General features: G+C 67.6%; 10 protein-coding genes. 5 read left to right on the top strand and 5 right to left on the bottom strand.

What is annotated here, in order from left to right; translation table 11 throughout:
- Window positions 1-3 precede the first annotated feature (3 nt).
- From QFZ91_RS19245 to QFZ91_RS19265, 5 genes are read left to right on the top strand one after another with little or no spacing between them, the layout of a single operon-like run.
- Window positions 4-492 carry a hotdog family protein gene (locus QFZ91_RS19245; protein ID WP_429568100.1) on the top strand — a complete coding sequence of 163 codons (489 nt, stop codon included), beginning with the start codon at window positions 4-6 and terminating at the stop codon, window positions 490-492.
- A complete protein-coding gene (locus QFZ91_RS19250; protein WP_429568101.1) occupies window positions 489-1,214 on the top strand; it encodes a 3-ketoacyl-ACP reductase FabG2 in 726 nt (241 codons plus the stop codon). The genes QFZ91_RS19245 and QFZ91_RS19250 overlap by 4 nt, the downstream gene beginning before the upstream one ends.
- Window positions 1,214-2,440: a beta-ketoacyl-ACP synthase gene (locus QFZ91_RS19255; protein ID WP_429568102.1), complete on the top strand. Its 1,227-nt coding sequence runs from the start codon at window positions 1,214-1,216 to the stop codon at window positions 2,438-2,440. Before QFZ91_RS19250 ends, QFZ91_RS19255 begins: the two co-directional genes overlap by 1 nt.
- Complete coding sequence (locus tag QFZ91_RS19260; protein WP_429568103.1) at window positions 2,437-3,717, top strand: beta-ketoacyl-[acyl-carrier-protein] synthase family protein; 1,281 nt, start codon at window positions 2,437-2,439, stop codon at window positions 3,715-3,717. Before QFZ91_RS19255 ends, QFZ91_RS19260 begins: the two co-directional genes overlap by 4 nt.
- Entirely contained in the window at window positions 3,714-4,958 is a 1,245-nt protein-coding gene (locus QFZ91_RS19265) for an NAD(P)/FAD-dependent oxidoreductase (RefSeq protein WP_429568104.1), read from the top strand. The genes QFZ91_RS19260 and QFZ91_RS19265 overlap by 4 nt, the downstream gene beginning before the upstream one ends.
- A gap of 23 nt (window positions 4,959-4,981) precedes the next feature.
- Here QFZ91_RS19265 and guaD read toward each other — a convergent pair whose 3' ends face one another.
- From guaD to xdhA, 5 genes are all read right to left on the bottom strand, one after another.
- The gene (guaD, locus tag QFZ91_RS19270; protein ID WP_429568105.1) at window positions 4,982-6,346 is read right to left on the bottom strand and encodes a guanine deaminase; all 1,365 of its coding nucleotides are present in this window, start codon (window positions 6,344-6,346) and stop codon (window positions 4,982-4,984) included.
- Between the two features lie 145 nt (window positions 6,347-6,491).
- Window positions 6,492-7,541 (bottom strand): adenosine deaminase, encoded by a 1,050-nt coding sequence (locus QFZ91_RS19275; protein ID WP_429568106.1) that lies wholly within the window; start codon window positions 7,539-7,541, stop codon window positions 6,492-6,494.
- A gap of 47 nt (window positions 7,542-7,588) precedes the next feature.
- Entirely contained in the window at window positions 7,589-8,605 is a 1,017-nt protein-coding gene (gene xdhC, locus QFZ91_RS19280) for a xanthine dehydrogenase accessory protein XdhC (RefSeq protein WP_176105356.1), read from the bottom strand.
- The gene (gene xdhB, locus QFZ91_RS19285) at window positions 8,586-11,099 is read right to left on the bottom strand and encodes a xanthine dehydrogenase molybdopterin binding subunit (protein ID WP_429568107.1); all 2,514 of its coding nucleotides are present in this window, start codon (window positions 11,097-11,099) and stop codon (window positions 8,586-8,588) included. The genes xdhC and xdhB overlap by 20 nt, the downstream gene beginning before the upstream one ends.
- Window positions 11,099-12,637 (bottom strand): xanthine dehydrogenase small subunit, encoded by a 1,539-nt coding sequence (xdhA, locus tag QFZ91_RS19290; protein WP_429568108.1) that lies wholly within the window; start codon window positions 12,635-12,637, stop codon window positions 11,099-11,101. Before xdhA ends, xdhB begins: the two co-directional genes overlap by 1 nt.
- Window positions 12,638-12,935: the final 298 nt, after the last annotated feature.

Raw genomic sequence — 12,935 nt, forward strand, 5'->3', positions numbered from 1 at the left:
CGCATGACGACTCCGCCACTCACCGTCGAGCAACTCGTGCGTCAGCCGATCGAAGCGATCATCCCGCATCGCGGCAGCATGCTGCTGCTCGATGCGATCGACACGTTCGCCGATTCCGCGCTCAGCGCGTTCGCCCGCGTCGATCCGCACGCATGGTATGCCGACGCCGCCGGCGCAATGCCCGCGTGGATCGGCATCGAGGTGATGGCGCAGGCGATCGCCGCGCACATCGCGCTCGTCGCGATGCGCGGCGGCGGCCATGCGCGTCACGGCGTGCTGCTGGGTTCGCGCAGCTATCAGGCGTTGCAGCCGGTGTTCCAAAGCGGCGCGCGCTTGCGCGTTCACGTGAGCGAACTGCTGCGCAGCGACGCAGGTCACAGCGCCTACGAATGCACGATCGACGACGGCGAGACGCGCTGCGCCGAAGCCGTGATCAAGGTATTTCAACCGCTCGATTTCCAGTCATTCATCGAAGGGAGTATCAGTACATGAGCCGGCGAGTTCTCGTTACCGGCGCAAGCCGCGGCATCGGCCGAGCGATTGCGTACAAGTTGGCCGCCGACGGTTTCGCCGTGACCGTGCATTGCCGCACCGGACGCAGCGAAGCCGACGCGGTCGCGACAGGCATCGCCGCGCAGGGCGGCACGGCGCGCGTGCTGCAGTTCGACGTGCGCGAGCGCGCCGCGTGCCGCGAGGTGCTCGAAGCCGACGTCGCCGCGCACGGTCCGTACTACGGCATTGTGTGCAGCGCGGGCGTCACGCGCGACGCGGCGTTTCCGGCGCTGACCGAAGAAGACTGGGACGTCGTGATCGAAACCGGCCTCGATGCGTTCTACAACGTCGTGCATCCGCTGACGATGCCGATGGTGCGCGCGCGCCAAGGCGGCCGCATCGTCACGATCGCTTCGGTGTCGGGCATGATGGGCAATCGCGGCCAGGTCAACTACAGCGCGGCGAAGGCGGGGCTGATCGGCGCGACCAAGGCGCTCGCGGTCGAACTCGCGTCGCGCAATATCACCGTCAATTGCGTCGCGCCCGGGCTGATCGAAACCGGCATGCTCGAACAGGTCACGGTCGACCACGCGTTGAAGACCGTGCCGATGAACCGCGTCGGCCAGCCGGCGGAGGTCGCGTCGGTGGTGAGCTTTCTGATGTCGGATGGCGCGTCGTACGTGACGCGCCAGGTGATCGGCGTGAACGGCGGGATGGTCTGATGAAGCGTGTCGTCATCACCGGCATGGGCGGCGTCACCGCGTTCGGCGATAACTGGGACGCGGTTCAAGCGCGCCTGAAGCGCGGCGAGAACGCGGTGCGCCGCATGCCCGAGTGGGACTACTTCGAGTCGCTCCATACGCGGCTCGCGTGTCCGCTGCCCGAGTTCACGACCCCCGCGCATTACCCGCGCAAGAAGGTCCGCTCGATGGGTCCGGTGTCGCTGTACTCGGTGCGCGCGAGCGAACTTGCGCTCGCCGATGCGGGGCTCGCCGAAGACACGGCCATCGCCGACGGCCGCATGGGCGTCGCGTACGGTTCGTCGTCGGGCTCGGTGCAGCCGATCCGTGCGTTCGGCACGATGCTCGAAACCGGCTCGATGAACAACGTCACGTCGAACAGCTACGTGCAGATGATGCCGCACACGACCGCCGTCAACGTGAGCCTGTTCTGGGACCTCAAAGGTCGCATCATCCCGACCTCGTGCGCGTGCGCGTCGGGCAGCCAGGCGATCGGCTATGCGTACGAGGCGATCCAGTCCGGCAAGCAGACGCTGATGCTGGCGGGCGGCGCGGAAGAGTTGTCGGGTCCGGCGGTCGCCGTGTTCGACACGCTGTACGCGACCAGCACGCGCAACGACGAGCCGCATCTGACGCCGCGTCCGTTCGATGCCGCGCGCGACGGCCTCGTGGTCGGCGAGGGCGCGGCGACGCTGGTGCTGGAAGAGTACGAGCACGCAGTGGCGCGCGGCGCGCGGATTCATGCCGAGGTGGTCGGCTTCGGCTGCAACTCGGACGGCGCGCACATGACGCAACCGACCGCCGACACGATGGCGCTCGCGATGCAGCTCGCGCTGCGCGACGCGCAATTGGCGCCCGAAGCGATTGCCTATGTGAACGCGCACGGTACGTCGACCGATCGCGGTGATATCGCCGAAAGCCATGCGACCGCGCAGACCTTCGGCGCGCGCATGCCGATCAGCTCGCTGAAAAGCTATGTCGGCCACACGCTCGGCGCGTGCGGCGCGATCGAAGCGTGGTGGACGATCGAGATGATGAAGCGCAACTGGTACGCGCCGACGCTGAATCTCGACCACGTCGATCCGGCTTGCGCGCCGCTCGATTACATCGTCGGCGGCGCGCGCGAGATCGACGCGGAGTACGTGATGAACAACAACTTCGCGTTCGGCGGCATCAACACGTCGCTGATTTTTCGGCGCGCTCGATGAGCGGCGGCCTGCAACGTGTGGTCGTGACCGGCATGGGCATCGTGTCGTGTCTCGGCAATACGCTCGACGAAGTTTCCACTGCATTGCGTGCGGGGCGCTCGCGCATCGAGCGTATCGACGCGTGGCGCGAGCGCGGGTTTGCATCGCAGGTTGCCGGCGTCGCGTCGGTCGCGCACGAGGCGCCGCTCGAGCGCAAGCTCGAGCGCTTCATGGGCGACACCGCGCGCTTCGCGTGCCACGCGGCGCAACGCGCGATCGCCGATGCGGGGCTCGACCTCGCTTCGTTGCAGTCGCCGCGCGCGGGCGTCGTGATCGGCTCGGGCGTCGGCACGTTAGCGAGCTACGACGCGGCGCTCGCAATTGCGCAAACGCGCGGCGTCGACAAGGTGCCGCCGTACACCGTGCCGCAGGCGATGAGCAGCACCGCGTCGGCGAACGTCGCGCAGATGTTCGGGCTCGAAGGCGTCAGCTATTCACCGTCGTCGGCATGCACGACATCGGCGCTCGCGATCGGGCAGGCGATGCAGCTGATCCAGACCGGCCGCCAGCAGATCGTGCTCGCGGGCGGCAGCGAAGCGCTGCACGACAACACGACGCTGATGTTCGACGCGATGGGCGCGTTATCGCGCCGTTTCAACCACACGCCGGAGAGCGCATCGCGTCCGTATGACACGCAGCGCGACGGCTTCGTGATCGCGTCGGGCGGCGGCGTGCTGGTGCTCGAAGCGCTCGATCATGCGCTCGCGCGCGGCGCGCGCATCTACGCGGAGCTGAGCGGCTTCGACGATTGCACCGATCCCGCGGGCATGGTCGCGCCGCGTGCGGCCGGCATCGGGCGCGCGATGCGCGGCGCGCTCGCGCAGGCGGGCCGCCGTCCCGACTACGTGAACACGCATGCGCCGTCTACGCCGCTCGGCGATCTCGAAGAACTGCACGCGTTGCGCGACGTGTTCGGAGCATCGGCGCAAGGGGTGCCCGCGTTCTCGTCGACCAAGGGCATGACGGGGCATTCGCTCGGCGCGTGCGGCGCGCACGAGGCGATCTATACGCTGCTGATGATGCGCGACGGCTTTATCGCGGGCACGGCGCTGGCCGATACGCCGGAGCCGCAAGTGCGTGATATGCCGCTCGTGCGCGTCACGCGCGACGCGCGCATCGACACGGCGATGTCGGTTTCATTCGGGTTCGGCGGTAGTTGCGCGAGCCTGATGTTCGAAGCGTGGCGCGGTCCGCATACGGCGCGGCCGCCCATGCAAACCGTTGGAGGAGTGATTTGAACAGCGATTCTTCAAAGCGGACCGTGGTCGACGTTGCGATCATCGGCGCGGGTCCGGCCGGCGCGGTAGCTGCCGCGCTATTGCGCAAGGCCGGCCGCTCGGTGCTAGTGCTGGAGCGTCAGCATTTTCCGCGCTTCTCGATCGGCGAGAGCCTGTTGCCGCAAAGCATGGCGTACCTCGAAGAGGCCGGCATGCTGCAGGCCGTCGTCGAGGCGGGTTTCCAGTACAAGAACGGCGCGTATTTCGTGTATCGCGACCAGACCTCGTCGTTCGACTTCCGCGACAAGCATTCGCCGGGCTGGGGCACCACGTACCAGGTCGAACGCGCGCTGTTCGACGACGTGCTGATTCGCTGCGCGGCCGCGCAGGGCGCCGACGTGCGCTTCGGCCACACGGTGAGCGCGGTGCAGACGGGCGCGGCGCCGGTGCTCGACGTCGTGAATGAAGCGGGGCACGCGTATCCGGTCGAAGCGCGTTTCGTGCTCGATGCGAGCGGCTTCGGGCGCGTGCTGCCGCGCCTGCTGAAGCTGGAGACCCCGACGCGCATGCCGACGCGCGCCGCATTGTTCACGCACGTGCGCGACGGCCTCGCGCTCGATGTCATCGATCGCAACAAGATCTGCATCGCGACGCATCCCGAGCGTCGCGACGTGTGGTTCTGGATGATTCCGCTCGCGGGCGGCCGTTCTTCGGTGGGGTGTGTCGCCGAGGCGAGCTTTCTCGACGTGCCGGAAGGCGAGCGCGAGGCGACGCTACGCGCGCTGATCCAGCAGGAGCCGACGCTGAACCGGCTGATCGGGCAGGCGCCGTTCCTGATGCCGGTGCGGAGCATCGGCGGCTATGCGGCGAACGTCGCGAGTCTGCACGGGCCGGGCTATGCGCTGCTCGGCAATGCGGGCGAGTTTCTCGATCCGGTGTTTTCGTCGGGGGTGACGATCGCGCTGCGCTCCGCGCATCTGGCGGCGCGCGCGCTCAACCGGCAGCTCGACGGCGAGAAGGTGGACTGGTCAGCCGATTACGACGTGCCGTTGCGCAAGGGCATCGACACGTTCCGCGCGTTCGTCGAGCGCTGGTACACGGGCGAGCTGCAGGACATCATCTACTACCCGGAGCAGGTGACGCCGATCCGTCGGATGATCTGCGCGGTGCTCGCCGGTTATGCGTGGGACGAGTCGAATCCGTATGTCGCGGACCCGGCGCGGCGGCTCAACGCTTTGCACGAGGTGTGCAAGGCGGGCTGAGGTCCCCGTCAACCGAGCCAGCCTCAAGCCGCGATCTTCGCGCGCCCCGGCACGTGCCGGTGCGCGTCGTCGCGGCGATGCACGCGCTTGCCGGCCGCATACGTTTCATACACCGCACGATCGTCGCCGAGCAACGCGAACGCGAACAGCAACTCTTCGAGCGATTCGCGCCGCGCGGTGCGGCGCGCGAGCAGCGGCGTCGCCTGCGGATCGAGCACGACGAAATCCGCTTCCGAGCCGTCCCTCAGCGTGCCGACCTGGTCGCCGAGATCGAGCGCTTCGGCCGCGCCCGCGGTCGCCAGATAGAACATGCGCGTCGCCGTCAGATGATGGCCGCCGAGGCGCGCAACCTTGTGCGCTTCGTTCATCGTCTGCAGCATCGAGAACGACGTGCCGCCGCCGACGTCGGTCGCGAGCGCGATCGGCATGCCGGCCGAGTCGGCCTTGTCGAAGTTGAACAGCCCGCTGCCGAGGAACAGGTTCGACGTCGGGCAGTGCGACGCGAGCGCGCCGGTTTGCGCCATGCGCTTGCGGTCTTCGTCGCCGAGGTAGATGCAATGGCCGTACACCGCGCGGCGGCGTAAAAGCCCGTAGTGATCGTAGATGTCGAGATAGCTGCGGTGGCCGGGGAACAGCTCGGCGACCCATTTCACTTCGTCGGTGTTCTCGGCGACGTGGCTCTGGATGAACACGTCCGGATGCAGTCGCGCGAGCGCGCCGCATGCTTCGAGTTGCGCCTCGGTCGAGGTCGGCGCGAAGCGCGGCGTCAGCGCGTACATCTGGCGGCCGCGATTGTGCCAGCGGCCGATCAGCTCGGCGCTGTCGTCGTAGCCCGATTGCGCGGTGTCGCGCAGGAATTCGGGGCAGTGGCGGTCCATCAGCACCTTGCCCGCGACCATGCGCAGATTGCGCGCTTCGCTCTCGGTGAACAGGGCGTCGGCGGATTCCTTGTGCACCGTGCAGTACACGAGTGCGGTCGTCGTGCCACAGGCGAGCAGTTCATCGACGAAAAAGCTCGCGGTGTCGCGCGCGTGGTCGATGTCGGCAAAGCGGCGCTCGGTCGGGAACGTGTACGTATCGAGCCACGGCAGCAGACCCGGCGCCGGCGACGCGATCATGTCCGTCTGCGGATAGTGGATGTGCGTATCGATGAAGCCCGGCACGATCAGCTTGTCGCGTCGCTCCACGATCTGGGCGCCGGGCGCGAGCCGCGACGCGAGCGCCGCATACGCGTCGGCCGCGACGACGCGGCCGTCTTCGACGATCAACAGACCGTCCTCGTGAAACACAGCGGCGTTCGGCGCGTGCGCCGGATCGCCGTTGAAGGTCAGCAGCGCCGCACGGAATGCAGTTTGTGCCGCTTGCGCGGTATGAGCCGATTCAGTCATGGAAAAGCTGTCTCCGAATGTTGAAAGCTGGACGGCGCAGGCAACGGTTTCCCGGTTCGGGGTCTTACCGATCCCCGAACGAAGCGAAACCGCAGGCCGCCGACGTCAGTCGAGGCCGGTCAGTTGAAATCCATTAACGCGTGGCTTACTGCCGCCAGTGCGCGTCAAGCTTAGCGATCAGCATCGCGCGTTCCTCGGGCGTCACGAACGACGCCTCGAAGCCATTGCGGATGATCGTGTAGACCTCGGCGTCGTCGAGCTTCAGCGCGTCGATCGTCGCCAGATAGTTCGCGTTCACGTAGCCGCCGAAATAGGCCGGATCGTCGGAATTGACGGTCACCGCGACGCCGCGATCGAGCAGGTCCTTCAGCGTGTGTTTGGTCAGGTCGTCGAACACGCACAGCTTCAGGTTAGACAGCGGGCACACGGTGAGCGCGACGCGCGTGTCGGCGAGGCGCGTGACGAGCGCCGGGTCCTCGATGCTGCGTACGCCGTGATCGACGCGGTCGACCTTCAGCACATCGAGCGCTTCGTAGATGTAGGACGGCGGGCCTTCCTCGCCCGCATGCGCGACGAGCTTCAGACCGAGCGCGCGGGCCTTCGCGAATACGCGCTCGAACTTCGACGGCGGATGACCGCGCTCCGACGAATCGAGCCCGACGCCGATCAGCCGATGCTTGTACTGCTCGAAGAGGGGCAGCGCTTCGTCGAAGGTGGCGAGCGCATCGTCCTCGGACAGATGACGCAGGAAGCACAGGATCAGCTTGCTCGTGATGCCGCGCTTTTCCGCGTCGGCCAGCGCGCGTTCGATGCCGGCCACCACGGTTGCGATCCGCACGCCGCGCTCGGTGTGCGTCTGCGGGTCGAAGAAGATTTCGCTATGCACGACGTTGTCGGCGACGCAGCGCTCGACGTAGGCCATCGTCATGTCGTAGAAGTCCTGCTCGTGCAGCAGCACGCTCGCGCCCGCGTAGTAGATGTCGAGGAACGATTGCAGATCGGTGAACGCATAAGCCGCGCGCAAGGCTTCCACCGAGTCGTACGCGAGCTTCACGCCGTTGCGCTGCACGAGCGCGAAAATCAGCTCGGGTTCGAGCGAGCCTTCGATGTGGATATGCAACTCGGCCTTCGGCGCGCGCGCGGTTTTCTCGGCGAGCGTAACGGCGGAAACGGGGGTAGCTGTTGTCGTATTCATGGTGATTTGGAATTGTTTATGGGGTAGTGAGCGGTGCGGCTCGCGGATCAGACCGACTGCGTCGCGTGGCGCGCGCCCGCGTTCGCCTCGACCGCCTGCAATACCTGCGCGGCCGCCGAGATCGCGATGACCTCGGGCGACTTGTCGACGATGCCCTCGACGCCGAGCGGACACTTCATCCGCGCGATCCGCGCCGGATCGATGCCGTGCGCCGCGAGCCGGTGCTCGAACTGCTTGCGCTTGGTGTGCGAGCCGATCATGCCGAAGAACGCGAAATCGCCGCGCCGCAGGATGCGCTCGGCGAGGTCGAGATCGCGCGCGTGGTTGTGCGTCATCACGATGAAGTACGTGTTCGGCGCGGCCTGATCGATCGCTTCATCGGGTGCGTCGTTCGCGTCGATCGTCACGTTCGGCGCATGCAGCGTATCGAGCGGCGGAAACTGCGCGTCGCGCTCGTCGACCCAGCGCACCGTGCACGGCAGCGTCGCGAGCACGCGCACGAGCGCCGCGCCGACGTGACCGGCGCCGAACAGCACGACGGCGAATTCGCCCGGCGCGATGGTTTCGGTCAGCAACGCGCTGCTGTCGTCGAAACCGGCGCCGTCCCACAGCAGACAGTCGGCTCCGTCGATGCCGGGCTCGGGCTCGGACAGCATCACCGCATCCGGCGCGGGGCCGAATGATACGCTACGCACCGTCGATTGCCCCGCCGCGAGGCGCTTGGCGAGCGAGGCTAGCCAGCCGAGATCGCCGACGTCGAGCCGCTCGAAGGCGAGGACCACGGCGCCGCCGCAGCACTGCCCGAGGCTCGGCCCCAGCGCGAAGCGTTCGAGCCGCCGCATGTGCGGCGCGCGCATGCCGTCGCGCAGCACCTGGCGCGCGGTCTCGATCGCCTTCCATTCGAGGTGGCCGCCGCCGATCGTATGCCTGGCCGCCTCGCGCGTGACGATCATCTTGGTGCCGGCTTCGCGCGGCGCCGAACCTTCGACGCGCGCGACCGTCACCAGCACGGCGGCGTCGCCATGCGCGAGCAGATGTTGCAGGTCAGTGAGCCAGGCTTGCATCCGGCGATTCTCCTTGCGGTGCCGCGTCGGGTGTCGGCGCGGCGGATGGCGTGGGGGGGTCGGCGCTGTCGGGGTGCGTGGCGGCTTCGGTCGGATTTGCGTGCTGCGACGCGTCCGACGCGCTCAACGCGTCCAGCGCGTCGAGTATCGCCTCGGGCGTGGCCGGCGCGCGCAACAGCGGAGCATGTTGTGCGCCCGGCACCGCGGCTGCGATCGCGTCGCGAATCGCGAGAAACACCGAGAACGGCAGCAGCAGCGGCGGCTCGCCGACGGCCTTCGAGCGGAACACGGTCGGCTCCGCATTGCTGTTGTCGTAGAGCCGCACGTGGAACGCGGCGGGCGTGTCGCTGACCGCGGGAATCTTGTATGTCGACGGCGCGTGCGTCATCAGGCGGCCGTCGCGGTTCCACCATAGCTCTTCGGTGGTGAGCCAGCCCATGCCCTGAATGAAGCCGCCTTCGATCTGGCCGAGATCGATCGCCGGATTGATCGATTGGCCCGCGTCGTGCAACACGTCCGCGCGCACGAGCTTCCATTCGCCGGTCAGCGTATCGACGACGACCTCCGACACCGCCGCGCCATACGCGAAGTAATAGAACGGATGACCGGTCAGCGTCTTCGCATCCCAATGCACTTTCGGCGTCGCGTAGAAGCCGTCCGACCACAACTGCACGCGCGCGAGATACGCGGCGTTGACGAGCTGTTCGAACGGCAGCGCGCCACCGTTCACCGACACGCTGCCGCGCGCGAACTGCACGTCGCTCGCGTCGCCGCCGAGCTGGCGCGCCGCGACTTCGGCGAGACGTGCGCGGATCGTCTGCGCGGCCGCTTCGGCTGCCATGCCGTTCAGATCGCTGCCGGTGGAAGCCGCGGTCGCGGAGGTGTTGGCGATCTTCGAGGTATCGGTCGCCGTCACCCGCACGCGCGATAGCGGCAAGCCGAACTGATTCGCGACCACCTGCGCGACTTTCGTGTTGAGCCCCTGGCCCATCTCGGTGCCGCCGTGATTGACGAGCACGGAGCCGTCCTTGTACACGTGCACGAGCGCACCGGCCTGATTCAGGAACGGCACGTTGAACGAGATGCCGAACTTGACCGGCGAAAACGCGAGGCCGCGTTTGAGCACGGGACTCTTCGCATTGAATTCGGCGAGCGCCGCGCGCCGCGCGCGGTAGTCGCTCGAAGCGAGCAGCGCGTCGGTCAGCGGCGCGATGATGTTGTCTTCGACGCGTTGACCGTACGGCGTCGTATCGCGCTCGCCAATGCCGTAGTAATTCGCGAGCCGTACGTCGAGCGGATCCAGCCGCAACTCGCGCGCGATGCCGTCGAGCAGCACCTCCATCACGAGCGCGCCCTGCGGTCCGCCGAAGCCGCGAAACGCGGTGTTCGACTGTGTATTGGTCTTGCAGCACAGCGCGACGATATCGACGTCGGGCAGGTAGTACGCGTTGTCGAAGTGGCATACGGCGCGCGTCGCGACCGCGCCCGACAGATCCGCGGAGTAGCCGGCGCGCAGCGCGATTTCGACGCGCACGCCGAGCATGCGGCCCTGATCGTCGAAGCCCGCCTCGTATTCGTAGACCGCGTCGTGGCGCTTGCCGGTGATCAGGAAGTCGTCGTCGCGATCGGCGCGCAGCTTGACCGGCCGACGCAAGCGTTGCGCCGCGAGCGCGGCCACGCACGCGAATAGCGCCGATTGCGATTCCTTGCCGCCGAAGCCGCCGCCCATGCGCCGGCATTCGCACACGACGTTATGCGCGGGCCAGTCGAGCATATGCGCGACCACCTGCTGCATTTCGCTTGGATGCTGCGTCGAACTGTAGACGAGCATGCCGTCCATCTCCTTCGGCACCGCATAGGCGATCTGGCCTTCGAGATAGAACTGCTCCTGGCCGCCGACCTCGAACGTGCCGGCCAGCCGATGCGGCGCGGCGGCGATCTTCGCGTCCGGATCGCCGCGCCGCAGATGCAGCGGCGGCAGCACGAACTGCTTCGCGGCTTTGGCATCGGCGGCGGTGAGGATCGCGTCGAGCGGCTCGTAGCGGATCACGTCGTCGCTTTTCGCGAGCGCGGCCGCGCGGCGGGCGAGCTCGTGAGTTTCGGCGATCACCGCGAAGACCGGCTGGCCCAGGTACAGCACTTCGCCGTCGGTGAGAATCGGATCGTCGTGCAGCACCGGGCCGCAATTGTTTTCGCCGGGGATATCGTCGGCGCTCAGCACCGCGATCACGCCGGGCGCGTTTCTGACCGCGGCGAGATCCATCGACACGATCCGCGCATGCGCATGGCGCGATAGGCCGAGCGCCGCGTGCAGCGTGCCGTGCAGCTCAGCGATATCGTCGGTGTAGGTCGCTTCGCCGCTCACGTGCAGCGCGGCGGATTCGTGCGGCAGCGGCACGCCGATCGACGCGCTGCTACTGCCATCGTTAGGCGTCGCATCGCGTTGATCGGCACGCTCGCCCGCGGGTTCGATAAAGGCATCGGTCCGGTTCATCACGGCGACTCCTTCGCGACGGCCGTGTCCGCTTCGAACGCGAACGCATTGACGTCGCAGAGCGCGAGCGGCGCGTCGTCGCGCGTTTCGAGATAGCAGCGCCACAGCAGATTGCGCGCGACCTTCAGCCGATACGCGCTCGATGCGCGCATGTCGGTGAGCGGCTGGTAGTCGGCGGCGAGCGCGTCCATCGCGCGGCGGGCGGTTTGTTCGTTCCACGCCGCGCCGTCGAGCGCGGCTTCGGCATGCGCGGCGCGCTTCGGTGTCGCCGCCATGCCGCCGAACGCGACGCGCGCCGCGCGGATCGTGCCGTCTTGCGCGACGTGCAGCGCAAACGCCGCGCACACCGCCGAGATGTCCTGGTCGTAACGCTTCGCCACCTTGTAGGTGCGAAACCGCAGCGCGCCTGCCGGGCGCGGCACGCGCAGCGCGCTGACGAATTCGCCGGCCGCGAGCGCGGTCTTCTGATAGCCGAGGTAGAACGCGTCGAGCGGCAGCGTGCGGGTCGTGCGATCGCGGCGCAGCTCGACCTCGGCGCCGAGCGCGAGCAGTGCCGGCATCGAATCGCCGATCGGCGAGCCGTTCGCGACGTTGCCGCCGAGCGTGCCCGCATTGCGGATCGGCAGCGAGGCGAAGCGCGTCCATAGTTCGGCGAGCTCGGGATAGTCGGCGGTGAGCGCCGCGTACGCGTCTTCGAGCGTGGCCGCCGCGCCGATCGTCAGCGTTTGCGCGTCGCGCGCGATCGTCTTCAACTCGGCGACGTTGCCGATGTACAGCAGGTCGCCGAGATCGCGAAACTGCTTGGTGACCCACAAGCCGACGTCGGTGCTGCCCGCGACGATGCGCGCGTCCGGATGCTGCACGCGCAGCGTCGCGAACGCGTCGAGCGTGAGCGGGGCGTGGAAGGTGGGTGAGCCGAACGCGGCGCCGCGAGTGTCGGGGGCGCTGTATTCGAAAGTGTCTTTACGTTGCAGCGTGCGCAGCGTGGCCGCGACCGCATCGCGGTCGAGCGCGACGCGCGGATGCTGCGCGTAGTCGAACATCTTCTGCGCGGCATCGATGATCGGCCGGTAGCCGGTGCAGCGGCACAGATTGCCGGACAGCGCGGCGTCGATTTCGTCGCGGGTCGGCAGACCGGCGCTGGCGGGCTGGTTCTCGTAGAGCGCCCACATCGACATCACGAAGCCGGGCGTGCAGAAGCCGCATTGCGAACCGTGACAGTCGACCAGCGCCTGCTGCACCGGATGCAGCGCGCCGTTCGCGGCGCGCAGGTCTTCGACGGTGAAAAGGGCGCGGCCGTCGAGTGTCGGCAGGAACTGGATGCAGGCGTTGATCGCCTTCAGCGTGAGCTCGCCGCGCGCGTCGAGTTCGCCGATCACGACCGTGCACGCGCCGCAGTCGCCTTCCGCGCAGCCTTCCTTGGTGCCGGTGCAGCGCAGATCCTCGCGCAGGTGCTGCAGCACGGTGCGCGTCGCCGGAACGCCCGCGACCTCGCGGACGGACCCCTGGTGATAGAAGCGGATGGTTTGCGTTGTCATGGCGGATCGGAAGACAGTGCGGACCGGGCGCGCGTTACGCATGGGGTCGCAAAAGCCGGCCTCGCGCACGTAGATCGCCATCCATACCCGAAGATAGCACTACCCCGGCCCGAAAATATTTCCCGCGTCGCATGAAGCTCATGCGGCGGCGATCATGATCCAGGTACGATTCGCGCGGCAGCGAGAGTTGCGTGCGCGGGGCGGGGAGCGACGACAATGGTGCGCGATCGGTGGACATCGCGCAGAAAAAAACGCCGGACTCCGGTGGCCCAAGCATGGGCGACACGAAGTCCGGCGT

It is taken from the genome of Paraburkholderia sp. JPY419 (assembly GCF_050435705.1).
In the GTDB taxonomy this organism is placed as follows: Bacteria; Pseudomonadota; Gammaproteobacteria; order Burkholderiales; family Burkholderiaceae; genus Paraburkholderia; species Paraburkholderia youngii.

Coding starts and splice junctions, on each gene's coding strand:
- QFZ91_RS19245 (WP_429568100.1), top strand. CDS start 4: ATGACGACTCCGCCACTCACCGTCGAGCAACTCGTGCGTCAGCCGATC.
- QFZ91_RS19250 (WP_429568101.1), top strand. CDS start 489: ATGAGCCGGCGAGTTCTCGTTACCGGCGCAAGCCGCGGCATCGGCCGA.
- QFZ91_RS19255 (WP_429568102.1), top strand. CDS start 1,214: ATGAAGCGTGTCGTCATCACCGGCATGGGCGGCGTCACCGCGTTCGGC.
- QFZ91_RS19260 (WP_429568103.1), top strand. CDS start 2,437: ATGAGCGGCGGCCTGCAACGTGTGGTCGTGACCGGCATGGGCATCGTG.
- guaD (WP_429568105.1), bottom strand. CDS start 6,346: ATGACTGAATCGGCTCATACCGCGCAAGCGGCACAAACTGCATTCCGT.
- QFZ91_RS19275 (WP_429568106.1), bottom strand. CDS start 7,541: ATGAATACGACAACAGCTACCCCCGTTTCCGCCGTTACGCTCGCCGAG.
- xdhC (WP_176105356.1), bottom strand. CDS start 8,605: ATGCAAGCCTGGCTCACTGACCTGCAACATCTGCTCGCGCATGGCGAC.
- xdhB (WP_429568107.1), bottom strand. CDS start 11,099: ATGAACCGGACCGATGCCTTTATCGAACCCGCGGGCGAGCGTGCCGAT.
- xdhA (WP_429568108.1), bottom strand. CDS start 12,637: ATGACAACGCAAACCATCCGCTTCTATCACCAGGGGTCCGTCCGCGAG.